At 56.2% G+C, this 23,732-nt stretch carries 30 protein-coding genes; 20 read left to right on the top strand and 10 right to left on the bottom strand.

Annotated elements, in window-relative coordinates:
* Window positions 1-7: 7 nt before the first annotated feature.
* The 3 genes from UF64_RS20055 to hslV all read right to left on the bottom strand — a co-directional run bounded on the left by UF64_RS20055 (window position 8) and on the right by hslV (window position 2,549).
* The gene (locus UF64_RS20055; protein ID WP_161794637.1) at window positions 8-406 is read right to left on the bottom strand and encodes a GNAT family N-acetyltransferase; all 399 of its coding nucleotides are present in this window, start codon (window positions 404-406) and stop codon (window positions 8-10) included.
* A gap of 211 nt (window positions 407-617) precedes the next feature.
* Entirely contained in the window at window positions 618-1,928 is a 1,311-nt protein-coding gene (gene hslU, locus UF64_RS17995; RefSeq protein ID WP_044830011.1) for an ATP-dependent protease ATPase subunit HslU, read from the bottom strand.
* 60 nt (window positions 1,929-1,988) lie between these two features.
* Window positions 1,989-2,549 (bottom strand): ATP-dependent protease subunit HslV, encoded by a 561-nt coding sequence (hslV, locus tag UF64_RS17990; protein ID WP_044830010.1) that lies wholly within the window; start codon window positions 2,547-2,549, stop codon window positions 1,989-1,991.
* A gap of 229 nt (window positions 2,550-2,778) precedes the next feature.
* Here hslV and ade point away from each other — a divergent pair, with 229 nt between their 5' ends.
* The 11 genes from ade (at window position 2,779) to UF64_RS17935 (ending at window position 12,258) form a co-directional block, all read left to right on the top strand.
* Entirely contained in the window at window positions 2,779-4,509 is a 1,731-nt protein-coding gene (gene ade, locus UF64_RS17985) for an adenine deaminase (protein ID WP_044830009.1), read from the top strand.
* Window positions 4,510-4,652: 143 nt separating this feature from the next.
* Window positions 4,653-6,788, top strand: coding sequence for an adenylate/guanylate cyclase domain-containing protein (locus tag UF64_RS17980; protein ID WP_044830008.1), 2,136 nt, complete (start codon window positions 4,653-4,655; stop codon window positions 6,786-6,788).
* Between the two features lie 157 nt (window positions 6,789-6,945).
* On the top strand, window positions 6,946-7,545 hold the full coding sequence (gene hisB / locus UF64_RS17975) for an imidazoleglycerol-phosphate dehydratase HisB (RefSeq protein WP_008888824.1): 600 nt from the start codon (window positions 6,946-6,948) through the stop codon (window positions 7,543-7,545).
* An 81-nt stretch (window positions 7,546-7,626) separates the two neighbouring features.
* Window positions 7,627-8,070: a DUF2628 domain-containing protein gene (locus UF64_RS17970; protein ID WP_044830007.1), complete on the top strand. Its 444-nt coding sequence runs from the start codon at window positions 7,627-7,629 to the stop codon at window positions 8,068-8,070.
* On the top strand, window positions 8,067-8,717 hold the full coding sequence (gene hisH, locus UF64_RS17965; protein ID WP_044830006.1) for an imidazole glycerol phosphate synthase subunit HisH: 651 nt from the start codon (window positions 8,067-8,069) through the stop codon (window positions 8,715-8,717). Before UF64_RS17970 ends, hisH begins: the two co-directional genes overlap by 4 nt.
* Entirely contained in the window at window positions 8,714-9,268 is a 555-nt protein-coding gene (locus UF64_RS17960) for a GNAT family N-acetyltransferase (RefSeq protein WP_044830005.1), read from the top strand. The genes hisH and UF64_RS17960 overlap by 4 nt, the downstream gene beginning before the upstream one ends.
* Window positions 9,265-9,993, top strand: a complete 729-nt coding sequence (hisA, locus tag UF64_RS17955) for a 1-(5-phosphoribosyl)-5-[(5-phosphoribosylamino)methylideneamino]imidazole-4-carboxamide isomerase (protein WP_044830004.1) — start codon at window positions 9,265-9,267, stop codon at window positions 9,991-9,993. Before UF64_RS17960 ends, hisA begins: the two co-directional genes overlap by 4 nt.
* 22 nt (window positions 9,994-10,015) lie before the next feature.
* Window positions 10,016-10,777: an imidazole glycerol phosphate synthase subunit HisF gene (gene hisF, locus UF64_RS17950; protein ID WP_008888819.1), complete on the top strand. Its 762-nt coding sequence runs from the start codon at window positions 10,016-10,018 to the stop codon at window positions 10,775-10,777.
* Window positions 10,778-10,781: 4 nt separating this feature from the next.
* Window positions 10,782-11,120, top strand: a complete 339-nt coding sequence (locus tag UF64_RS17945) for a phosphoribosyl-ATP diphosphatase (protein WP_044830003.1) — start codon at window positions 10,782-10,784, stop codon at window positions 11,118-11,120.
* Between the two features lie 207 nt (window positions 11,121-11,327).
* A complete protein-coding gene (locus tag UF64_RS17940) occupies window positions 11,328-11,699 on the top strand; it encodes a histidine triad nucleotide-binding protein (RefSeq protein WP_044830002.1) in 372 nt (123 codons plus the stop codon).
* A gap of 82 nt (window positions 11,700-11,781) precedes the next feature.
* Window positions 11,782-12,258: a DUF6314 family protein gene (locus UF64_RS17935; protein WP_235285145.1), complete on the top strand. Its 477-nt coding sequence runs from the start codon at window positions 11,782-11,784 to the stop codon at window positions 12,256-12,258.
* Window positions 12,259-12,306: 48 nt separating this feature from the next.
* Here the strand turns inward: UF64_RS17935 and UF64_RS17930 are convergent, their stop codons facing one another.
* Window positions 12,307-13,254 (bottom strand): LysR substrate-binding domain-containing protein, encoded by a 948-nt coding sequence (locus tag UF64_RS17930; protein ID WP_044830001.1) that lies wholly within the window; start codon window positions 13,252-13,254, stop codon window positions 12,307-12,309.
* Window positions 13,255-13,363: 109 nt separating this feature from the next.
* Here UF64_RS17930 and UF64_RS17925 point away from each other — a divergent pair, with 109 nt between their 5' ends.
* The 3 genes from UF64_RS17925 (at window position 13,364) to UF64_RS19810 (ending at window position 15,558) form a co-directional block, all read left to right on the top strand.
* Complete coding sequence (locus tag UF64_RS17925; protein ID WP_044830000.1) at window positions 13,364-13,783, top strand: VOC family protein; 420 nt, start codon at window positions 13,364-13,366, stop codon at window positions 13,781-13,783.
* Window positions 13,784-13,951: 168 nt separating this feature from the next.
* Complete coding sequence (locus tag UF64_RS17920; RefSeq protein WP_044829999.1) at window positions 13,952-14,899, top strand: glyoxylate/hydroxypyruvate reductase A; 948 nt, start codon at window positions 13,952-13,954, stop codon at window positions 14,897-14,899.
* Window positions 14,900-15,051: 152 nt separating this feature from the next.
* Window positions 15,052-15,558 (top strand): SRPBCC domain-containing protein, encoded by a 507-nt coding sequence (locus UF64_RS19810; RefSeq protein WP_052657699.1) that lies wholly within the window; start codon window positions 15,052-15,054, stop codon window positions 15,556-15,558.
* Here the strand turns inward: UF64_RS19810 and UF64_RS17910 are convergent.
* The gene (locus UF64_RS17910; RefSeq protein WP_044829998.1) at window positions 15,544-16,461 is read right to left on the bottom strand and encodes a LysR family transcriptional regulator; all 918 of its coding nucleotides are present in this window, start codon (window positions 16,459-16,461) and stop codon (window positions 15,544-15,546) included. The genes UF64_RS19810 and UF64_RS17910 overlap by 15 nt on opposite strands.
* A gap of 125 nt (window positions 16,462-16,586) precedes the next feature.
* Here UF64_RS17910 and UF64_RS17905 point away from each other — a divergent pair, with 125 nt between their 5' ends.
* From UF64_RS17905 to UF64_RS17880, 5 genes are all read left to right on the top strand, one after another.
* On the top strand, window positions 16,587-17,327 hold the full coding sequence (locus UF64_RS17905) for an SDR family oxidoreductase (protein WP_044829997.1): 741 nt from the start codon (window positions 16,587-16,589) through the stop codon (window positions 17,325-17,327).
* A 255-nt stretch (window positions 17,328-17,582) separates the two neighbouring features.
* Window positions 17,583-18,074 (top strand): GNAT family N-acetyltransferase, encoded by a 492-nt coding sequence (locus tag UF64_RS17895; protein ID WP_082049885.1) that lies wholly within the window; start codon window positions 17,583-17,585, stop codon window positions 18,072-18,074.
* 116 nt (window positions 18,075-18,190) lie between these two features.
* Entirely contained in the window at window positions 18,191-18,484 is a 294-nt protein-coding gene (locus tag UF64_RS17890) for a hypothetical protein (RefSeq protein WP_044829995.1), read from the top strand.
* Window positions 18,485-18,559: 75 nt separating this feature from the next.
* Window positions 18,560-18,856, top strand: a complete 297-nt coding sequence (locus UF64_RS17885; protein ID WP_044829994.1) for a hypothetical protein — start codon at window positions 18,560-18,562, stop codon at window positions 18,854-18,856.
* A 133-nt stretch (window positions 18,857-18,989) separates the two neighbouring features.
* Window positions 18,990-19,577 carry a class I SAM-dependent methyltransferase gene (locus tag UF64_RS17880; protein WP_044829993.1) on the top strand — a complete coding sequence of 196 codons (588 nt, stop codon included), beginning with the start codon at window positions 18,990-18,992 and terminating at the stop codon, window positions 19,575-19,577.
* A gap of 8 nt (window positions 19,578-19,585) precedes the next feature.
* Here UF64_RS17880 and UF64_RS17875 read toward each other — a convergent pair whose 3' ends face one another.
* From UF64_RS17875 to UF64_RS17860, 4 genes are all read right to left on the bottom strand, one after another.
* A complete protein-coding gene (locus tag UF64_RS17875; protein WP_044830247.1) occupies window positions 19,586-21,097 on the bottom strand; it encodes a YifB family Mg chelatase-like AAA ATPase in 1,512 nt (503 codons plus the stop codon).
* A 98-nt stretch (window positions 21,098-21,195) separates the two neighbouring features.
* Window positions 21,196-21,603 carry a VOC family protein gene (locus tag UF64_RS17870; RefSeq protein ID WP_044829992.1) on the bottom strand — a complete coding sequence of 136 codons (408 nt, stop codon included), beginning with the start codon at window positions 21,601-21,603 and terminating at the stop codon, window positions 21,196-21,198.
* 38 nt (window positions 21,604-21,641) lie between these two features.
* Window positions 21,642-22,079: an SgcJ/EcaC family oxidoreductase gene (locus tag UF64_RS17865; protein WP_044829991.1), complete on the bottom strand. Its 438-nt coding sequence runs from the start codon at window positions 22,077-22,079 to the stop codon at window positions 21,642-21,644.
* A 66-nt stretch (window positions 22,080-22,145) separates the two neighbouring features.
* A complete protein-coding gene (locus tag UF64_RS17860; protein WP_044829990.1) occupies window positions 22,146-22,619 on the bottom strand; it encodes a VOC family protein in 474 nt (157 codons plus the stop codon).
* A gap of 120 nt (window positions 22,620-22,739) precedes the next feature.
* Between UF64_RS17860 and UF64_RS17855 the strand changes: the two genes are divergently transcribed.
* Window positions 22,740-23,219 carry a MarR family winged helix-turn-helix transcriptional regulator gene (locus tag UF64_RS17855; protein WP_200892700.1) on the top strand — a complete coding sequence of 160 codons (480 nt, stop codon included), beginning with the start codon at window positions 22,740-22,742 and terminating at the stop codon, window positions 23,217-23,219.
* A 27-nt stretch (window positions 23,220-23,246) separates the two neighbouring features.
* On the opposite strand, the gene UF64_RS17850 is transcribed toward UF64_RS17855, so the two are convergent.
* A complete protein-coding gene (locus tag UF64_RS17850) occupies window positions 23,247-23,729 on the bottom strand; it encodes a GNAT family N-acetyltransferase (protein ID WP_044829989.1) in 483 nt (160 codons plus the stop codon).
* Window positions 23,730-23,732 lie beyond the last annotated feature (3 nt).

The raw sequence follows: 23,732 nt of genomic DNA, 5'->3' as shown, positions 1-23,732 counted from the left end.
ATAGCAGTCAGATGTCCTTGTAAAACAGGGTTTTATAGCCCGCTTCTGCCGTCAATGAAGGCTGGCGATCAAGCTCCTCGAAGCCGAAACCGCGATACATCTCAGCAGCCGAACCGCTTTTGAGATACACCGTTTTAATCGCGAGACGCTCTGCCTCACCAAGCAGACGGTTCACCAAACATCTCGCGATACCAATCCCGCGATAACGGTACAGCGTGTAAACAGCCGCAATCCATGGCGTCTTTTCAGGCCAATCTGTCCCATCCTGCGGCCATAAGCTTGCCATACCGATTGGCAAATCGGTTTCCCGGTTAATTGCCAGCAGGGTCAGAGGCAGTGCATCTTTTCGACGGCATTGGGCGAAGTACGCCCTGGCATTTTCAAGACTGCTGTCAGGCTTTTGCACACCCCAACGCCCATATGCCCAAGCTGCACAGGCGTCTACGCAATCAGGTCTGTCTGCCAGATAAACGACGTCATAAGACATGATCGCCCCCAAAATCGATGCATTCCCAAGAACTTAGCATAGACCAAATTTCGGCGGCTGAGGGTTAAATTAAAAAGGCCAGCAACAGCGTGCTGGCCTTTTGCAAGTTTGATCCGATCGAACGTTTCGATTACAGAATAAACTTCGAAAGGTCGGTATCCTTGGACAGATCCTCGACCTGTTCGCGGACATAATTGGCATCGACCTTGAACGTCTCGCCACCCCGGTCGGTGGCGGTAAAGCTGATGTCATCGAGCAGCTTTTCAAGTACCGTATGCAGACGACGTGCGCCGATATTTTCGACCGTTTCGTTCACATTGGCCGAAATCCGGGCAATCTCGTCGACCGCATCATCGGTGAAGTCGAGTGTGACGTCCTCGGTCTTCATCAGCGCGATATATTGCTTGATCAAGGATGCTTCCGGTTCCAGCAGGATGCGGCGGAAGTCACCCTCGGTAAGCGCTTTCAGCTCTACACGGATCGGCAAACGGCCCTGCAATTCCGGCAGAAGATCGGATGGCTTGGCCAGATGGAACGCGCCCGAGCAGATAAACAGGATATGGTCGGTTTTGACCGTGCCGTGCTTGGTCGAAACATTGGTGCCTTCGATCAGCGGCAGCAGATCGCGCTGAACACCTTCGCGCGATACATCCCCGCCGCGTTCGGAACGCGCGGTAATCTTGTCGATCTCGTCGAGGAACACGATACCGTTCTGTTCGACATTTTCGATCGCCTCGGCGGTGACCTTGTCATTATCCAGAAGCTTGTCGCCTTCTTCATCGATCAGGCGTTCAAAGGCTTCTTCGACCGTCATGCGTTTCGGCGTGGTGTTGTTGCCAAACGCTTTTCCGAACATATCGCTCAGGTTCATCATGCCCATCTGTGCACCGGGCATGCCCGGAATGTCGATGGTCGGCATCGAGGCCGTGCTGCTTTCCTGAACGTTGATTTCGATCTCTTTTTGCTGAAGCTCGCCCTCGCGCAGCATCTTGCGGAACTTCTGACGGGTTTCCGGCGATGCGGTTTCCCCGACCAGACCATCGAGAATGCGTTCCTCGGCCTGCATTTCCGCCTTGGCGCGGACTTTCTTGCGCATGCTTTCGCGGGTCAGATCGATGGAAACTTCCACCAGATCACGCACGATCTGTTCAACATCGCGCCCGACATAACCGACTTCGGTAAACTTGGTCGCTTCGATCTTGATGAACGGCGCCTCGGCCAGCTTGGCAAGGCGGCGCGCAATTTCGGTTTTACCGACACCGGTCGGACCGATCATCAGGATGTTTTTCGGAAGCACTTCATTACGCATGGTTTCGTCAAGCTGCTGACGGCGCCAACGGTTGCGCAGCGCAATGGCGACCGCGCGCTTGGCATCCTTCTGACCGATGATGTGACGGTCAAGTTCGGAAACAATTTCGCGCGGGCTGTAATGTTGGGTCATAAATTTATTCCGTATCTTTTTGCGACGGAGGCAGTTGCAAGGCCCGGATCAACCAGCGCCTTACTTTGCTTCCTCGATATCGATTTTCTCAAGCAGGACATTGCCGTTGGTGTATACGCAAATCTCACCGGCAATCGCCATCGCCTTGCGCGCAATTTCCTCGGCACTAAGATCCTGATCAATCAGGGCCCGGGCCGCGGCCAGCGCATAGTTACCGCCCGATCCAATGGCAATGATGCCATCTTCGGGTTCAAGAACATCGCCCTGGCCGGTCAGAACCAGTGACACATCCTTGTCGGCGACGGCCATCATGGCTTCGAGCTTGCGCAGATAACGATCCGTCCGCCAGTCCTTGGCCAGTTCGACACAGGCACGCATGGTCTGGCCCGGATGACGATCCAGCTTCGCTTCAAGACGTTCCAGCAGGGTAAAGGCATCCGCCGTTGCCCCGGCAAAGCCCACCATGATCTCGCCCTTCTGGCCGATCCGGCGCACCTTGCGCGCATTGCCCTTGATCACCGTCGGACCAAGCGAGACCTGACCATCACCGGCCACCACGACTTCATTGCCCTTGCGCACGGACAGGATCGTCGTGCCATGCCAGCTTTGTTGTTCGCTCATGAATAATCCTTGAATCTTCTCGATTGCTTCGCCCAAGAGTTAGCACGGCAGACGCCCCGGTCAAGGGCAGAAGCCACCCGCACCTGCGCCTGCCGCCGGGCCTGCGACCTTCATCACGGGCAAAACACAGTTTCAATGACGCGATACCCAAAAAATTCAAGGCATCCCCGCCCCACATGCTTTACCCTTGGGTCAGAAAAGAATTTCAAGAACGACAGGACCAGAACCCATGACCAGCACCGACCTTACCCAAACCCATCTTGGCAAATGCATCCTTGCCGGTCAGGGCAAAATCAAGGCGGATCTGGTCCTGCGCAATATCGGGTTGTTGGACGTCATCACCGGCAAGGTCACCGAAACCGATATCGCCATTGTCGGCGACCGGATTGTTGGCACCCATGAAAGCTATGCTGGCGAGACCGAGATTGATTGCACCGGCAAATTCGCCGTCCCGGGCTTCATCGATACCCACCTGCATATCGAAAGCTCGCTCGTCACACCGCTGGAATTTGATCGCTGTGTGCTGCCGCATGGTGTCACCACCGTGCTCTGTGACCCGCACGAAATTGCCAATGTGTTGGGGGCCGAGGGCATTAAATACTTCCTTGATTGCGCCGAGCAGACGGTGATGGATGTGCGGGTCAATCTGTCGTCTTGCGTTCCAGCCACCGCGTTCGAGACCGCCGGTGCACGGCTTGAAATCGAAGACCTTCTGCCGTTCCGCTCGCATGAAAAGGTCGTCGGGCTGGCGGAAATGATGAACTATCCCGGTGTGCTCAACCTTGATCCGGGCATCATGGCCAAGCTCGAAGCCTTTCAGGATGGTCATATTGATGGTCACGCACCGCTGGTGCGAGGATCGGACCTTAATGGCTATATGGCCGCAGGCATTCGCACCGATCACGAAGCCACCTCGGCCGAGGAAGCCCGCGAAAAACTCGCCAAGGGCATGGCGATCCTGATCCGCGAAGGATCGGTGTCAAAGGACCTTGAAGCGCTCGCCGAAATTCTCGATGAAAACAGCTCAAGCTTCGTGGCACTCTGCACCGATGACCGCAACCCGCTTGATATCGGCGAAGAAGGTCATCTTGATAGTCTTGTTGCGCGATTGATCGGTCATCTGAAGGCGCGTAATTGCCCGATCCATCACGCCTATCGCGCCGCGTCCCACTCGGCAGCCCGCATTTTCGGCCTGCGTGACCGTGGTCTGATCGGTCCGGGCTGGCGGGCTGATATCGCCATTCTCGATGATCTTGATGCCTGCGATGTTACCGATGTCATTGCCGGTGGCCGACTTGTCACCAAGGACCTGTTTGCCAAACGCAAAACCATCGACCCGGTCGGTTTGAGCTCGATGAAGGCCACCCGGGTCTCGGCAGAGGCCTTTGCCTGCGATCCCAAACCGGGCCAGAACCAGACCCCGGTGATCAAGGTCAAACCGGGGCTTATCCTTACCTTCCGTGATGAAGCGACGCTTGAAATTGGTGATAATGGCCTCAAACCCGATCTGGATAACGACGTGATCAAGGTCGCGGTCGTCGAACGCCACGGTATCAATGGCAATATCGGGCGCAGCTTCGTGCGCGGCTTTGGCCTGAAACGCGGCGCGATTGCATCCTCCGTCGGGCATGACAGCCACAATATCACCGTGGTCGGGGCAGATGATGCCGACATGGCCGCAGCCGTCAATCGCCTGATTGAAATGGGTGGCGGCTTTGCGGTGGCTGACGGTGGCAAGGTTACCGCCGAACTGGCGCTTCCGGTCGCGGGGCTCATGAGCCTTGAGCCATTTGAAACCGTCGAAGAACACCTGATTGATCTGCGCAAGGCCGCCAAGGATCTCGGTTGTGTCTTGCCTGAACCGTTCCTGCAGGTCGCCTTCCTGGCGCTGCCTGTGATCCCGCACCTGAAAATGACCGATCGCGGCCTGTTTGACGTCGATAAATTCGACTTTGTTTAGAATAACTCTAAGAAACTATTACGCTTTTTTTTCGCCCGCCAGAACAACGTAATGTTGTTTTTCATCAAGAGCCGTCTAATCTTCTGATATAACTGTATGACTAGGTGGCATCCTGTCGCCAGTCCTAGTGGATATACTATCAGGTGAAAATCAGGCTTCAGATTGGCGTTACCGCAGCGTTTACGACGATTGCGGTTGTGATGCTGGGTGTGACGGTCGCGTTTCTGTACGAAAGCAACCGCAATCTCGCCCTGCAAACCGCCCGTGCCGAAATGGAAAATGCCCGGCAAAAAACCGTTGATGGCCTGATCAACGTAATCCTGCCAGTCGGACAGGTCGTAACCACCACAGCCGACATGATCAACTCCTTTCCCGGTGCGATCTCCGAACCCACAGGCGGGTCGGTCATGGCGAGCCAGATCAAGGGTCTGTCACAGATTTACGGCTTGTTTTTCGGGTTCGAAGACGATGGCCGGTTCTTTCAGGTTGTCCAGATCCCCGAAGAGCTGAAAACATTCGGCCCGAACAATAGCCCCATACCCGATCAAAGCCGGATCATCTATCGCACGATTGATTACGCAATGTCGGGCGACAAGCTCGATACATACATTTATCAATCGGACTGGGGCACCGTTACCGGCAAAGAATATAGCGAAGTCACCTATGACCCCAGAAGCCGCACCTGGTACGAAGGTGCAAAACAGAAGGACGGCGTTTTCGTAAGTCCGTTCTATACGTTTAACAGTACAAACAAACCAGGTGTGACCTTTGCCAAGCGGGTCATGAACCCGGATGGCTCACTAATGGGCGTTGTTGGTGTCGACCTGACACTCGATAGTGTGACGAAAATTCTGGGAGATATTCGTATTGGTGATGAGGGCCGGGTCTTCATGCTCGGCAAGGAAAACCGGGTACTGGCCTATAACGGCCCCTATGGCAGTAATACAAACGAGACGTTCTTTAAGATCGGCAATCGCGAGATCAAAGATCCGATTGTCAGTCGTGCCATTACCTACTGGGCCAGCAATCCCGACACCTTCTTTGAATTCGTCGATGAAACGGATGGCAAAAAGTATCTCGCTTCTGCTGCAGCAATCCCGGAAACGTTCGGCGTGGCACCGGTTCTGGGCCTGATCGTCCCGGAGAACGAGTTTGTCGGCGACATCAAGGCAACTACGCAAAATGTGCTTAAAATCGCAACCGCGATCCTGATCTTTACCATCATTCTGATTGCTATCATTTCCCGGATGCTGAGCCGGCAAATCAATGCCGTCGCCGCAGAAGCCGAAAAGATCGGTCAGTTTGATCTGGGCGGTGATTTCGATATGGAATCGCACATCTACGAGGTCGATGCCCTGTCCAAGGCCGTTGCGAACATGAAGCTCAGCCTCAAAAGCTTTGGCGCCTATGTCCCGGCCGATCTGGTGAAATCAATCATCTCGAATGGTAACCCGGTGGAAATCGGCGGTGAATCCCGCGAATTGTCGATCATGTTTACCGATATCGAGGGCTTTACTGCCAAAACCGAAAACTATTCGCCAACCGATCTGGCCCATGAGCTTTCCAACTATTTCGCCGCGATGGAACAGCAGATCACGATCAACGGCAATGGCACCATCGATAAATATATCGGCGATGCCATTATGGCCTTCTGGAATGCACCAACAAGCGATCCCGACCACGTCGATCACGCCTGCAAGGCAGCGCTGGCATGCCGATTGGCCGGAAGGCGGCTTAATTCGATCTCGCAGGACTCAAGCCTGTTTCCGCTTTATACCCGATTTGGCCTGCACACTGACCATGTGGTTGTTGGCAATGTCGGCTCGGAGAATCGCCTGCAATACACCGCCCTTGGCGAGGCAGTTAACCTTGCCTCGCGGATCGAGGGGCTTAACAAGATTTATGGCACACGCATCCTGGTCAGTGAGGCCATCGCAAACCGTGCATCCGATAACTTCCTGCTTCGATACGTCGATCGTGTCGTGCCGCTGGGCACCAGCCTGCCGATTGATATCTATGAATTGATCGGGGACCGGGATGATACGACCAATGCCCTTGTCGATATCGCCGCACAGGAAATCGAAATCGCGACATGGGATGCCTGTATGGATCTCTATCACGATCAGAAATGGGCCGCCGCACATGATGCCTTCAAGGCCCATCTGGGTGCTGCAACCACACCAAAACTGGTTGAAATCTATATCGAAAGATGCCGGGAATTTGTCGATCATCCGCCAGAAAAAAACTGGGATGAAGTCAATCATCTGACCCGGAAATAACCCAAAGATCACCGCACAGCCCGATGAGCTGTCCGATGCAGGTGGAAAAACCGATGATTGCGGCCAATAAGTAGGCACCTAAAACTGGCTTTTGGGCAGCTTTATTGCTACATACGACCCGTCATATGCATCAATATCTGCAGGAAAGGAGCTTTGCATGCGCAAGGCCCGCGTTGAGCGTAACACAAACGAAACCCAGATCATGGTTGAACTGAACCTTGACGGGACCGGCGTTTATGACGTCGAGACCGGGGTCGGGTTCCTTGATCACATGCTCGAACAGCTTTCGCGTCACAGCCTGATGGACCTTAAAGTCCGGGCCAAGGGCGACCTGCATATTGATTTCCATCACACCACCGAAGATAGCGGCATCGCGATTGGCGAAGCCTTTGCCAAGGCGCTTGGCGACAAGAAGGGCATCACGCGTTATGGCAGTTGCCTGCTGCCGATGGACGAGGCGCTGACGCGTGTCGCACTTGATATTTCAAGCCGTCCCTATCTGATCTGGAATGTCGAGTTTACCCGCGACAAGCTGGGCGATATGGATACCGAGCTGTTCCGTGAATGGTTCCAGGGCTTTGCCCAGGCGGCCGGTATCACGCTGCATGTCGAAAACCTGTATGGTGAGAACAACCACCATATCATCGAAAGTGCCTTCAAGGCGCTTGCACGGTCGCTGCGCGTGGCAATCGAAATTGATCCGCGCAAGTCCGATGCCATTCCCTCGACCAAGGGCACGCTTGGCGGCTCCTTGTAAGCAGGTCAGTTCGGTCTGATCGAAAATAACCGGTGGCAGAATTGATACCAAACTGCCGCCGGTCCAAAGAACCGGTTTTCGATGAAGGTTTACACAGTCCATACCCATCCCGGCGATGCCGATCCGATGGAGAACGCCATCCTGATCCGCGAAGGCTTCAACTTCTGGGCCTTTCTGCTCTCAGGCCTTTGGGCGTTGTATCATCGCCTGTGGCTGGGCTTTATCGGTCTGGTCGTGGTGTCGCTTCTGTGCACCTTTGCGGTCGAGCTGTTTGATGGCGGGCCGGAAATGGATTTTGCCCTGGCGCTTGTGACCGGGATCGGCTTTGGCCTGATTGCCAATGACCTGCGTCGTCGCAAACTGGCCGCCAAAGGCTGGCAGATGGTCGATATCATTGCGGGTCATGATGAATCTGACGCCGAACATCGCTGCTTTGAGCGTTCGAAAAATTCCCGGCTGCGCGTCCCACACTCCGCAGCTGGCCTTACCTCCACCCCCTCAACCGGGAGCCCATCCTACCCATGAGTGTTGCGATTATTGATTACGGTTCCGGCAATTTGCGCTCTGCCGCCAAGGCGTTCGAGCGTGCTGCGCGTGAAACCGGCTTTTCTGACGAGATCATTGTCACCGATGACCCGGAAAAGGTCCGCAACGCCAGCCATATCGTGCTTCCGGGCGTTGGTGCCTATGCCGATTGCCGGGCCGGTCTTGATGCTGTCGCCGGTATGGTTGATGTTTTGACCGAACAGGTGATTAAGGGCGGCAAGCCGTTCTTTGGCATCTGTGTTGGCATGCAGTTGATGTCGACCGTCGGCCGCGAGTTTGAAGTCACTGACGGCCTTGACTGGATTGCTGGCGAAGTCGTTGCGATCGAGCCCAGCGACCCGACCCTTAAAATCCCGCATATGGGCTGGAACGAGCTGGTGCTTGATCCGGCGGGCAAGGCGCACCCGGTGCTGAACGGCATTTCGGATGGTGATCACGCCTATTTCGTGCACAGCTATCACATGCATGTCACCAACCCCGATCAGCGTTTGGCATCGGTTTCCTATGGCGGGGATCTGACGGCCATGATCGGGCGTGACAACATGATCGGCACCCAGTTCCACCCGGAAAAAAGCCAGAAGACCGGGCTTACCATCATCGGGAACTTCCTGGGGTGGAAGCCATGATCGCACCATCTGATACCATCGAACCGGGTGTAAGCGCCGAACGCGTTACCGAACTGACCGCGGGCGAGCTTTCCGACATTGTCGATGCCTGTACCCAGGCGATTGTCGAGGGCGGCGGCTTTGGCTGGCTCACCCCGCCGGACCGTCCGGACATGGAAAAATACTGGCGCGGCGTCTTGCTGATGCCGGGTCGCCATCTGTTTGTGTCGCGCGTTGATGGCATCATTTCCGGTGCCGCGCAGTTGATCGAAACACCGGCCAACCTCGAAGCACAGCGCCATTCCGCCCAGATTTCCGGCCATTTCGTCGCCCCTTGGGCGCGCGGGCGTGGCAACGGCAAGGCGATTGTGCGTTCGATTGAATATTTCGCCCGTGAAGCGGGCTATAGCGTTTTGAAACTCGACCTTCGGGAAACCCAGCAGGCCGCCATCGCGCTTTATAACGGGCTTGGATATGTCCGTTGGGGCATCAACCCCTATTACGCGATGGTCGATGGCAAAATGGTCGAAGGCTATTACTACACCAAGAAAATACAGGACACCGATCAGTGAACCTTTATCCCGCAATTGACCTGAAAGACGGCGCCTGTGTGCGCTTGCTGCGCGGCGACATGGACAAGGCAACCGTATTTAACGATAACCCGGGCGCACAGGCCGGCGAATTTGTCGCCGCAGGCTGCCATTGGGTTCATATCGTTGATCTGAACGGCGCCTTTGCGGGCGAACCAGTCAATGGTGCAGCAGTGGATTCGATCCTTGCCGCCGTATCGGGTAAGGCCCAGACGCAGCTTGGTGGCGGCATCCGCACCATGGAAACGGTTGATTATTGGCTCAATAAAGGCATCACCCGCGTGATCCTTGGCACGGTTGCCCTTCGCAATCCGGACTTCGTCAAGGAAGCCTGTGCAAAATGGCCGGGCCGGGTTGCGGTCGGCATTGATGCCCGTGATGGCTATGTCGCTGTTGAAGGCTGGGCGGAAACGTCTGAAGTCACTGCCCTTGAACTCGCCAAGAAGTTTGAAGATTGCGGTGTCGCTGCGATCATCTTTACCGATATCGACCGCGATGGTGCGATGGGCGGCCCGAATATCGAGTCAACCGTTGCCCTGGCTTCGGAAATCTCGACGCCGGTGATCGTCTCGGGCGGGGTTTCGTCGCTCGATGATCTGATCGCGGTCAAGAAACACACAAGTTCGGGCATTGATGGCGCGATTTCCGGTCGTGCGCTTTATGATGGCCGCATCGATCTGGCAGAGGCCATCGCGGCCCTTTCGTAACCGACCCAACAGGAAACAGACCATGCTGAAAACCCGTGTCATTCCCTGTCTTGACGTCAAGGACGGCCGCGTCGTCAAAGGGGTCAATTTCGTTGATCTGATCGATGCCGGCGACCCGGTCGAACAGGCACGCATTTATGATGCCGAGGGCGCGGATGAGCTCTGCTTCCTTGATATCACCGCATCAAGTGACAACCGCGATACCATCTTTGATGTGGTTGCCCGCACGGCCGAGGCCTGCTTCATGCCGGTCACCGTGGGTGGCGGGGTGCGCACCCTTGAAGACATCCGCAAGCTGCTTCTGGCTGGCGCTGACAAGGTTTCGATCAATACCGCAGCGGTGAAAAACCCCGATTTCGTACGCGAAGCCGCGCGCAAGTTCGGATCGCAATGCATTGTGGTCTCGATCGATGCCAAATCAACCGGCCCGGACAAGTTCGAAATCTTTACCCATGGCGGGCGTGAGCCCACCGGGATCGATGCCGTTTCGTTTGCAAAACAAATGGTCGAATACGGCGCTGGCGAGCTTCTTGTTACCTCGATGGATCGTGACGGCACCCAGTCGGGCTTTAACATCCCGCTGACGCGTACCATTGCCGATGCCGTGCATGTGCCGGTTATTGCCTCGGGTGGGGTGGGGACGCTCGATCATATGGTCGAAGGGGTGCGTGATGCCCATGCATCAGCGGTTCTGGCCGCCTCGATCTTCCATTTCGGCACCTATCGCATTCGCGAGGTCAAGGACCACATGAAAGCGGCCGGTATTCCGGTGCGCGAGGACTGAAATCATGCCCGATACGGATAAAAGCCAACATATCCTTGATGCGCTTTACGCAACCGTTGCCGCGCGCAAGGGTGCGGACCCGGAAACCAGCTATACCGCCAAGCTGTTTGCCAAGGGCACACCCAAAATCGCCCAGAAAGTCGGCGAAGAGGGCGTTGAAACCGTGATTGCCGCTTTGGCCGAAAGCCCGGAAAAGGTCGCATCGGAAAGTGCCGACCTGCTTTATCACCTGACCGTGCTTTGGGCCGATCAGGGGGTTAAGCCCGAAGATGTCTGGAAGATCCTGGCCGAGCGTCAGGGCATTTCAGGTATCACTGAGAAGGCATCGCGCAAAAGCGACTAAGGATTACCCCAACACCCGTGATGCCCGCGCAGGCGGGCATCCATATCGGCACAACCGCCACCATGGATTCCGGGCCTCCGCCTTGCTCCGCCCGGAATGACGGAAATTGGAAAATGGTCGCACTTTCGCAAAATCGAAATTGCACCAGACGGCAAGCCTGTCCAATATGACGATCAAAGTTGAGAAATAGCGTTCAGGAGCATCATCATGGCCGTTCAGCCCTACGATCCGGAAAACATCTTCGCCAAAATCCTGCGCGGTGAAATCCCGTGCACCAAGGTCTATGAAGATGACCATGTGCTGGCCTTCAATGATATCGCGCCGCAGGCCCCGACCCATGTTCTGGTCATCCCGAAAGGTGCCTATACCAGCTATGACGACTTTGCGCTCAATGCCTCGGACGCCGAAATCATCGCTTACACCCGCGCAATCGGCAAAATCTCCAAGGAAGCCGGCGTGGTCGAGGACGGCTACCGCCTGATCGCCAACACCCGCGAACACGGCCGCCAGGACGTCCCGCACCTGCATGTGCATATCTTGGGCGGTGAGAAACTGCCGCGGATGCTGCCGGGCGCCTAAGCAACCAAAATCCCATTAAAAAGGCAGGGTACCGCATTTTGCGCCCTGCCTTTTTTGTCCCGACACGGACCTGAGAACACCGATGGCATCCAACATCCCCACCGCAGCCGAGATTTTCCATGCCCTTACCGGCAACTGGACGCTCATGCGCGATCTGGGTGAGGCCGGGCAGTTTACCGGCGATGTGACGTTTCATGCCGCCGATCCGGCCCAACCCAATGTGCTGCGCTATCGCGAGGAGGGGTTTTTGACCCGCCCGGATGGCAAGCGGTTTGACGGCTACCGCGAATATGATTTCGTCCTGCACGAGGACCCGGCCGCAGTCGAGCTTCTGTTTCGCGATCCCTTAAGTTTCGGCAATCGCTATGTGCTGCTGCAATTTGGCGAGGAGGCTGAAATAGGCGAAACCGGTTACTGTGCACGCGACATCCACCCCTGTGGTGAGGACTTTTATCACCATTGCATGATCTGGAACGGGCCGGATCATTTCGAAACAAAAATAAAAATCACCGGCCCGAAGAAAGATCACCTGCTGCACAGCAGCTATCACCGCGCCTAGAGCCCAGACGCGCGGAACATCCATCCATACTTTCAAACACTTGTCGGCTTATTCTGACAAACCGGATTGACTTGCCAAACTAAGCACCCAGTCGCGAAAGGCACGGACTTCCGGCACGTCCTGACGGGTTTCCGGTGTGATCAGATAGTATGCCCCACGTGATTTCAGGCGGGCATCGCTAACGATTTCAAGGCTGCCATCCGCCAGCGGTCCTTCGATCAAAACCCTTGGTAACAGGGCGATTCCCATGCCGGCCTTGACCGCCTCGATCAGCATGAAGAAGTGCTCAAACGCCGGTCCGGGGGCCCCGGTAATGGCAACGCCATTGGCCTGCGCCCAGTCATGCCATGCCTTGGGCCGGGTGGTGTGGACCAGTCTTGGGTAACGTCCGATCAGGTCTGAAGGGTCGATGGCGCTGTTTTCGCCCGTCTCATCACCTGAAGCAACATATCCGGGTTTGCCAACAACCACTTGAATTTCATCAAAAATCTTGTCGGCAATCATTCCGGGCCAGCGACCATCACCAAAATAAAGCCCGACATCGATCTGGCGCGCGCCAAGGTCAGGACTGCGTTCCGGGGTGGCGAAATTAAGCGCCAGGGTCTCGATCACTGGGCGGATATCGGGATGTTTGTTTTGGAGTCGATTTAATTTTGGAATAAGCCAGCTGCTGGCCAATGTATGCAGCGCACCAATGACCAGCTTCCGTTCCCCCGCGCCATGAGTGACCAGATCAAGGGTGGCGGCCTCGATCTCGTCGAGCGCCCGGCGCAAACTGGGCAAATAGGCCCGCCCTGCTTCGCGCAGGCTCAGTTTTGGGCCATTGCGCTCGAACAAAACCATGCCAAGGCTGGCTTCAAGATTGGCGACCTGCTGGCTGATGGCGCCCGATGTCACCGAAAGTTCCTCTGCCGCGCGGGCAAAGCTGCCAAGCCGGGCGGCGGCCTCAAAAGCGCGCAGGGCATTCAGCGGCGGGGTGGTCGGGCGCAGGGCCATAGCAATAGCTTTCCTGATGATAAATTCAGAACTTCTGATTTTACGCCCGGTATTATGCTGATTTAGACTGGCTCTAACAACACAGCATTAGATTATCTAGGAGACATCCATGTCACTGCCCCCATTCCATCTGGCCTTCCCGATTAAATCGATATCTGACACCCGCGCGTTCTATATCGATATTCTTGGCTGTGACGAGGGCCGCTCGACCGAAGCCTGGATTGATTTTGATTTCTTTGGCCATCAGCTCTCCGCCCATGTTCGCCCGGAAGCAGGCCAAAACAAGGGATCGGGAGATGTCGATGGGGATGCGGTGCCGATCCCGCATTTCGGGGCGGTTCTTGAATGGGAAAAATGGCATCAGCTTGCCGACAAGCTGAAGGCCGCCAATGTCAAATTCCTGCTCGAACCCAAGATCCGCTTCAAGGGTGAACCGGGTGAGCAGGGCACCTTCTTTGTCGAAGACCCGGCAGGAAATGGCCTTGAATTCAAGACCTTCCGCGATCCGGCCATGATCTTTGCCCACTGATCATATCGCTTAAAAGCGCCCAACCGGCCTTGTGAAAACGGGCCAGTCCATGACAGACTGTATTGACCGCGCCGGAACGCTTTGCGCTCTGGCGCGTTTGATATGTGCAAACCGTTTTGCAGCCCAGATTTTCGCCCCAACTTACGAAGCTTTGACCAGGAGACCCCGATGTCGACCACCAACGCCCCGCTCAACATTCTGATTTCCGCTGCCGGCGATGATGAGAAGTGGAAAAGCGTGATGGTCGATCGTCTGCCGGACGCGAATATCGTGACCGAGGACGACAGTTACGATCCTGAAACGATTGACTATGCCCTGTTCTGGAAACAGCCGCAGGGCCTGATCAAGACGCTGCCGAACCTGAAAGCCATCTTCTCGCTCGGTGCCGGGGTCGATCATGTGGTTTCCTCCCCCAGCCTGCCGAAAGAATTGCCGGTCATTCGCCTGGAAGATGCCGGCATGGCCGATCAGATGGTGCAATATCACCTTTATGCAGCCCTTCATTTCATGCGCGACTTTGATGTTTATAGCGCCCAGCAGGCCAAGGCTAACTGGACCCAGCATGACGTCGCACGCATTTCGCAATGCCGGGTCGGCGTCATGGGGCTGGGTGCGCTGGGGTCTGCCGTTGCCGTGTCGCTGTCCAATCTCGGCTTCTCAGTCTCGGGCTGGAGCCGCTCGATGAAGGCGATCGAGGGCATTGCGACCTATGCCGGCAAGGAAACGCTCGCCGAATTCCTCGGTCAGTCCGATATCCTGATCTGCCTGCTGCCGCGCACGTCAGAAACCGAAAATGTGCTAAACAGCAGCACGCTCTCCTTCCTGCCCAAGGGGGCTGCGATCATTAATGCCGCGCGCGGGGCGATGATCAACGAGGCCGATTTGCTGCGCGCCCTTGATACCGGCCATCTGCGCGGTGCATTTCTCGATGTTGCGGCAACCGAACCGCTGCCCGAAAGCCATCCGTTCTGGGATCATGCGAAAATCCGCATCACACCGCACATTGCCGCGGCCACCCGGTTTGAAGAATCCGTCGATCAGATTGCCGAAAACCTTGATCGTCTGGCACGCGGTGAAACCCCGCGCGGTCTGGTCAATCGCGAGATCGGCTACTAAACCGTTCCAACCAGAACATCCCGATCTTTATCAAACCCGACCCGGCGCAAAATTCCCGCCGGATCGGGTTTTGCTTGTCCGCATGCGGGCTTTCTGCAAAAGAAAGACAGTTGCCGCCGGATGACTGGCGCTGCTGTTAAACAGGATGATCGATGTCAGCCAAAACCTTTGTTGCGCTTCGCGTTGAATGTGACGCCGCCACCGCCTTTGAGCAGTTCACCGGCGAGATTGATCACTGGTGGAAGCAGGGGCCGCGCAACCGCCTGATTGGCAATCGTCCGGGCATCATGGAATTTGGCAAATGCGATGGCGTGCGCTATTTGCAGGAAGTCGATAAACGCCGCCCCGATTTCATCGTCCGTGCTGGCAAGGTCACCAAGTGGGAACCGGGCAAGCGCCTGGCCTTCGAATGGCAATGGCCGATGGCCGACCCCAAGGAACCGGCGACACTGGTTGATATCCGCTTTGCCGCTCAGGGCGACTACACCCGCATCACGCTTGAACATCTGGGCCTTGAAAAGCTTTCCATGGCCCATCCCGGCCGCAATGGCCTCAATGACAACCGCTTCAAGCCGATGATGACCCATTACTGGCAGGCGCATCTGGTATCATTGCGAAACCGGATCAAACTGCTTGCCAACCAGTCAAACCCGGACTGACTCGGCGAAATCAATCTTCGCGAAAAGCGCGCTGAGCCAGTCGACAAACACCCGTACACGCACCGAAAGCTGCCGGTTTTGCGGATAAAGGATCGAGACCGGCATCGGATCCGGCGGGCAATCTGGCAGGATTTCAATCAGTTTGCCCGATCTGAGGTCCTCGGCCACGCGATAACGCGGCACCTGCACGATCCCCAATCCGGCTTGTGCACAAGCGGCATAGCTGTCCGCCCCGGTGACCGAAATGCTCGCAGGCAGCATGACCTCGCACACCTTGCCATCCACCGTGAAATCAAGCGGGATCGGCTGATCATCCGCACCCGAGAGGAAACAAACCATCTGATGACCCTGCGTTTTAAGGTCATCAATCGTTTGCGGCATGCCAACGCGCGCAAAGTAATCGGGGCTTGCCACAGTCGCCTCATGCAAAAGGGCCAGCCTCCGTCCGATCATGGATGAACTCGCCAGATCGCCACTGCGCAGCACACAATCAAAGCCCTCATGCACCAGATCGACAAACCGGTCGCCATCGGCCAGCACCAGTTCGATCCCCGGATAGCGATCCCGAAAATCAGACAGGGCCGGGATGATAAAGGTCCGCGCCAAAGTGCCTTGCAGGTTCACCCGCAGCAATCCCTTGGGATCGGCATTGGTAAAGCTGCCATCGGCTTCCTCGAGATCGGCCAATATCCTGATACAGCGCTGATAATAGGCCTCTCCGTCATGGGTCGGGTTGACGGTGCGCGTCGTGCGTTCCAGCAACCGGGTGCCCAGCCGCTCTTCCAGTCGCTGGATGGAATTGGTCATGGTCGCACGCGGGATCAAAAGATCGCTGGCCGCCTTGGTAAAGCTTTTGCGCTCCACCACACGCACGAAATTACGCATTTCCTCAAACCGGTCCATCCACACGCCTATTGTTATCTGATTTCGAATAATCAATTCCAATATAGGCTAATTATCCGAAAAGTCATCTTGGGCATAGTCGGGCCATGCCCTTGAGGCCCCCTTAACCACCCAGGAGACTTGCAATGTCTGCCAATGAAAACAGAACGGCCATCATCACCGGCGCATCACGCGGTATTGGCGTGGCGCTCGCCAAGCGTCTGGCAGCTGACGGCTTTGCCGTTGTCATCAACTATGCCAATTCCACCAAGGCCGCCGAAGAACTGGCCGAAAGCCTGAAATCCCAAGGTCACAAGGCGCTTGCGGTAAAGGCCGATATCGCCCGTCCGGATGCAGTCACAGTCCTGTTTGACAAGACAATCGCCGAATTTGGCGGGGTGGATGTCATTGTGAATAATGCCGGCGTCATGATGACCACGCCGATTGCCGACATGGATGACGCGACCTATGACGCGATGATGGACATCAATGTTCGCGGCACCTTCAACATGCTGCGCGAAGGGGCCAAGCATCTGCGTGATCATGGCCGGGTGATCAATTTCTCGACCACGGCCCTGCACCTCAAACTGCCGGGCTATGCCGTCTATAACGCCACCAAGGCCGCGGTCGAAGCCATGACAGCCGTCTACGCCAAGGAACTGCGCGGTCGCCAGATCACGGTCAATGCCGTCGCCCCCGGGCCGGTAGCAACCGAACTGTTCCTCAGCGGCAAAACCGATGAGCAGATCGCCCAGTTTTCCAAAATGCCGCCGCTTGAACGGCTTGGTGAACCGGGTGACATCGCAGGTGTGGTGTCCTTCCTGGCCGGAACGGATTCCGGTTGGGTCGATGGTCAGACCATCCGCGCCAATGGTGGCTTGGCTTAAAACGTAAGCTGCCTCGGCCCATATGATTGCGGGAATCCTTGGCTTGGAATCGGCATCATTCCCCCATCCCCGTGCCGGTTTTTTCTGACGGTTCCTGCAGTACACGCAATGATGTCGCCTGACACACCAGCAGGCGGCATCATTGCCATTTGGCGGCTACCCCATACACCAAAAGTGAACAATCCCAGACCTTTGGCGACTTGTGCAATCATCAGGCTTTGCCCATGATGTCCCGCCATCAGGAAAGGGATTTTAATGTCAAACACCACCGCAGCCGCTGACATCACGTTTCGCTATGCCACCCGCGATGACCTGCCCGCCATCGTCGCCCTTCTGGCCGATGATGAAAAAGGCAAAACCCGCGAGGAATTTACCGATCCGCTGCCCGATGCCTATTACGCCGCGTTTGATGGTATGGAATCCCAATCCACTGATGCGCTGCCCAACAAATATCTGCTGGCCGTTCAGGGCAGCGATATTGTCGGTTGCCTGCAGCTGACCCTGATTGCCGGATTGTCACGGCGCGGACAGCTGCGCGCCCAGATCGAAGGGGTGCGGGTGGGGAGTTCTGCGCGCGGTCAGAAGATCGGCGAAAAGCTGATCATTGAATCCATTTCGATTTCGAAATCACTTGGCGCGGCGCTTTTGCAGTTCACCACCGACAAAACCCGCAAGGATGCCCATCGCTTCTATGAACGGCTTGGTTTTGTCGCCAGCCACGAAGGCATGAAAATGCAGATTTCGTAAGGGTTTTGGCGGGTTTCGCCCGCACATGAAAACTGTTTTGCGCTTGCGCAATACCATTGGCCCCGATCTTTGCTAGGATGGCTTTCTAACCCCAACGCACAAGATCGGAGGCCCCCATGAATTTGATCGAACTGCAGGATCTCGCCCGCGAACGCGGCTTTTCCCATGTTTTCAGCGCATCGGACAATCACGTCACCTGTGATGGCCGTGAAACCCGCTATCACGCTGATGACCTGACCATCATTGATTGCCGATCGGTCGATGCCGGCACCGATCCGGGCGATGACGCCACCCTTTACATGATCGAGGCCAAGGACGGCACGCGTGGCATGCTGATCGTACCCGACAGCTTCCACACCGATCCGGACAAGGCCGAACTGGTCGATCATTTGCGCCGCAAGCAAGGATAGCGCGACGACCCCCGGAACAAGCAGCCGGTCATTGCGTTCCCTAGATATCAGGAATTTTGATCAAGGAGGCCCGCAATGACCTTGGCTGATCTTCAGGCAAATGCAAAAGACCACGGTTTTGAACATCATTTCATGGCCGAGGAAGACGGTGTGCGCAGTGACGGCACCGGCAAGCTCTATACCCCGGACGAGCTGCGCCTTGTCCATTCCAACAGCACTGACCACGGCACCGATCCGGGTGACGAGGCGACCCTGTTCATGATCGAGGCCAATGACGGCACCAAGGGTGTCATGATCATGGCCGATGCCTTTCATGCCGACCCGCACAAGGCCGAAATCATCGACATCCTGCGCCGCAATCGCGCTGCCTGATCACGTGTTTAAAAATGCCACCTTGCAACCCGCGGGGTGGCATTTCGCAAAATGAACACAAACATGCACCTGTAGCGACATAAAGGGCGCGCTCACTAATGCCGCCTTCTTCGCAACCAAAACAGGCCAGTCGATGTCGGATTTGTTGCCGTTTATTCGTGCCTGGGTCACCGATCCCAGAAAAGTATCAGCCATTTCGCCCTCAAGCCCGGCGCTGGCAAAGCTGATCACGTCCGAAGTCACCGCGCACAACACCCCGGTTCTGGAACTTGGACCGGGAACGGGCGTGTTTACGCGCGCTTTACTTGATCGCGGTGTGCCGCAGGATGATCTGACATTGATCGAAGCCGGACCGGATTTCTCCCGCCTGTTGGCAGAACGCTATCCCAGGGCCCGCTTTTTGCAGATGGATGCCTGCCGGCTTGGTCATAAGGGCCTGTTTGGTCCGGGCGAACTGGCAAGTGCGATTAGCGGCCTGCCGCTTCTGTCGATGAAGCCGCGTCAGATCATGGGGATTTTATCGGGCAGCTTTGAATATCTGCGCGACGACGGCGCGTTTTACCAATTCACCTATGGCCCACGCTGCCCGATGCCCTCGGCCATCCTTGCCCGACTGGACCTGCAGGCCACCCGCATCGGCACCACGGTGCGCAATGTCCCGCCCTCATCGGTCTACAAGATTGAACGCAAGTCCCGCCAGGAAGTGCTCAAAACCGCCTGATCAATAACCTAACGACGATAGACCATCTGGCGGTAATTCAGCGCCTCGGCGATGTGGCCGCGCTTGACCGCGCCACTGCCCGACAGATCGGCGATTGTGCGCGCAACCCGCAGAATCCGGTGATATCCGCGGGCTGACAGCTTCATCTGGCGTGCGGCATCCTGCAGCAACCCGCGACTATCCGCATCAAGCCCGGCAGCATTTTGCAGGGTTTCACCGTCGGCCTCGGCATTGGTTGAGATGTTTTCGTTTTTATATCGCAACATTTGCAGTTCGCGTGCCAGAAATACCCTTTCGCGCACCGTCTGGCTGGTTTCGCCTTTGCCCGGTAAATCAAGGTCTTCGGGCTTGACCGCCGGGACTTCGATCTGGATATCAAACCGATCCAGAAGCGGGCCGGAAAGCCTTGCCTGATATTCCTCGCCACAGCGTGGCGCGCGGGTGCAGGCCAGTTCGTTATCGCCCAGATATCCGCAGCGGCAAGGGTTCATGGCCGCCACCAGCTGCACGCGTGCGGGGTAGGTCACATGCGCATTGGCGCGCGCGACCGACACCTGCCCGGTTTCAAGCGGCTGGCGCAGCGCATCAAGGACATTGCGCTGAAATTCCGGCAATTCATCCAAAAACAGCACGCCATTATGCGCCAAAGAAATCTCGCCCGGCCGTACTCGATGACCGCCCCCGACAAGGGCCGGCATCGAGGCCGAATGATGCGGCTGCCGGAACGGGCGGGTGCGGATAAGGCCGCCTTCGGGCAACATGCCTGATACCGAATGAATGACCGTGGTTTCAAGCGCCTGTCTGGCATCAAGATCGGGCAGGATACCCGGCAATCGAGCGGCCAGCATCGATTTTCCCGATCCGGGTGGGCCTGACATCAGAAGGTTATGGCCACCGGCTGCCGCGATCTCAAGCGCGCGTTTGGCACTTTCCTGCCCCTTGATATCGCGCAGGTCGCCATGGAAATCATTGATTTCATCCGCATCGCGGCGGATCGGCCGCGGCAGGATTTGCGTTCCCTTGAAATGATTGATCAGCCGGACAAGGCTGGGGGCCGCCAATATCTCAAGATCACCGGCCCAAAGCGCTTCCGCCCCGTTGGCCTCAGGGCAAATTACCCCGCATTCCTGCATGCCGGCTTCCATGGCGGCGGGCAAAACCCCGCCAACCTTGGTAATGCTGCCATCAAGCCCCAATTCGCCCAGCACAAGGAACCGTTCGATATCGTCATGGCCGATGACATCCATCTCGGCCAGAATGCCAAGCGCAATTGGCAGATCGAAATGCGATCCTTCCTTAAGCAAGTCAGCCGGGGCCAGATTGATGGTGATCCGCTTGGGCGGCAGGGCCAGACCCATGGCCGAAAGGGCAGATCGCACCCGTTCGCGCGCCTCGGACACCGCCTTGTCAGGCAGGCCAACCACGGTAAAGGCCGGCAGACCACTTGCCATCTGCACCTGAACGTCGACCGGTATGGTTTCAATCCCGGCAAAGGCAACTGTCGTAACCCGCGCTGTCAATTCGCCGCCCCCGTAACCCAAAGTTGCATTACTTTGACGGGAAATAGGTATCAAGGCAACATATCGTTCAGCGACAGTGGCTTGGCAGACAGTGACACCTATGCCCGGGCCATATCGGTATTGATCATCCAGGGCGTACCGAATTTGTCATTCACCAGACCAAACCCCTTCGACCAGAAGGTTTCTTCAAACGGCATAATCACAGTGCCACCAACGGCAAGACCATCGAAATACTCGCGGGCCTTGGCAGCGGTCGGCGCATGAATCGAGATGTTCATGCCCTTCATTGCCTCAAAGTTACCCGGTGGGCAGTCTGAGGCCATGATGTTCCAGCCATCACCGACCAAGCAGGCATGTGCCATCTTGTCGGCCATATCGGGCATGTCACCGGCCATCGGGGTATCGCCATAGGGAACGGCGATCAATTCACCCCCCAGAACAGATTGATAAAACTCCATTGCCGGGCGGCAATTGCCATCAAAATTCAAATAGCTGATCACTTTCATCGGGGCTTCCTTCGCAAGAGGAGATTGGTGGGGGCGACTTATGGCTCAAGCCCGAACTGGACCTGACAGTTTTCCAAATCAAACGGCACGGAGAAATGTTCATGCGCGATGCGCCATTCACCATCACGCTTTTCAAGCTGATAGCTCGAACGCATCCAGCTTGCCTGTTCGCTGCCATCCTGTGCGCGCATGCCACAACGGATCAGGAAATGCGCAACACCCAGATGACCTGAAACACGTATCGTCGGTTTTTGCATCTCGACGATCATGTCGGCGTCCTTGGGCAGGCATTTTTCCCAATGGGCGCGATAATCGGTGGCACCGATAAATTGCAGAGGCCCAACCGCGTCATAGGAACAAAGATCAGAGTGATAAAGCTCCATGATCGCATCGATATCCTTGTCGCGATTGGCCGTCGCCCAACGATCAAAAAGATTAGCAATCGCCTGGCGGTCCTTGGCTTGTTTTTCTGACATCGGAATTATCCTGGCTATGGTGGTGCGGGGGGATTTGGTCTTTGCAGCGAAACCGGGCCGAGACGGTCAGCCGTTTGTGACCGCATGATCCAGTGCTGCGATATCAATTTTCTGCATGGTCATCATCGCGCTTGCCGCGCGTGCGGCAATTTCCGGGTCGGGATCGGTCATCAGCTCAATCAGGCGGGTCGGGGTGATTTGCCGAAACACACCAAACCGATCCCTGACCCAGCCACAATCGCGCGGCTCTCCGCCCTCAGACAGGCAATCCCAGTAGTAATCGACCTCTGCCTGGTCCTTGCAATCGACCACAAAGGAAACGGCCTCGGTAAACTCGAAATCTGAGGGAAAGTTAAAGGCGGTAAATTGCCGACCAAAAAGTTCAAAACGAATGGTAAGAACGCTGCCCTCCGGGCCGGGACCAGCGGAACTTGCGCGCATGATTTTGCCGATTTTGGAATCGGCGAAAACCGAAACATAAAAATTCACGGCTTCTTCTGCAGTCTGGTTAAACCACAAAAAGGGGCTGATCTTCTGCATGGGGCATCCTCCTTGCCTGGCAGAATGTGCCTGTTCGGCGGCGACGATCAAACGGCGCATTTATCAGAAAATTATGATTTTCCCGTTTGACAAATACGTTGATATCAACATAATTTATCCATGTCAAAAGAAGATTTCAACCATAACGATCAGACGGTCCCATTTGCCGACACCATAATGGTTCGGGACTCCTGCCTTTGCCTGCATGTCCGGCGCGCAGCACGCACCATTGCCAGGCGGTTTGACGATGCCTTTCGCCCGCTTGATCTGACCAGTGGGCAATATTCACTTTTGATGTCGCTAAACCGGCCGCACCCACCGCATATGAAAGATGTTGCTGATCTGCTGGCGATGGATCGCACCACATTGACCGCCAACCTCAAACCGCTTGAACGGCGAGATTTGGTAACAATCGCCCCCGATCCCAATGACAGACGCAGTCGTCTTCTTGCATTGACCTCGGATGGCATGGCGCTTTTGGCGCGCGCCTTTCCGATCTGGCAGGAAACGCAGCATCAGTTGGAAAACCAGGTTGCTGGTTCCGACCCGAAACAGCTTCTCGCGGCATTAATCAACCTGTCTCAGGATCAGGGTGATTAAGTCCGAGTTCTGTTTCACGCAATCATGTTATCTGGTTTTTAGCCTGAATTTGCGAAAGCACGCCCCGTGCAGAAAAGTCGTTCCTTCATCAACAGCACCAATGCGCCTTAGGGCCCCAAGCTTGCTTCGGGTCGGCGGCAGCAGGAAGGTCACCGAAGCAATGCGGGGATCAGATCGGGCGAAATCGAGCGCCTTTTTAGTGATCGCCATACCAAGCCCGAACCATTCGGGGCGGAGCACCAGCCCGTAATCCCAATCATCGCCTTCTTTCTGAAACCCGCCCCAACCGGCATATTCGAGGTCGTGAAAGATCGCCCAGTGCCCCAGACCATCGCGCTTCCAGCAGGCCTGCTTGGCCGTTATAAACTTCGCAACGTCATCCCGACCCCACGGCCCCTCAAGCAACGGCATATGCGCAGCCATTCGCGGATCGGACATATGGGCAATCAGGGTTGCGGGCGCGACATCGTCAAGTTGTCCAAACGAAATCGAGTCAGTTCGGGGAGTCATCGG

It is taken from the genome of Thalassospira sp. HJ, from assembly GCF_000948415.1.
Classification (GTDB): domain Bacteria; phylum Pseudomonadota; class Alphaproteobacteria; order Rhodospirillales; family Thalassospiraceae; genus Thalassospira.
The sequence above is the reverse complement of the archived record's forward strand: the minus strand, read 5'-3'. Positions and strand labels throughout refer to the sequence as shown.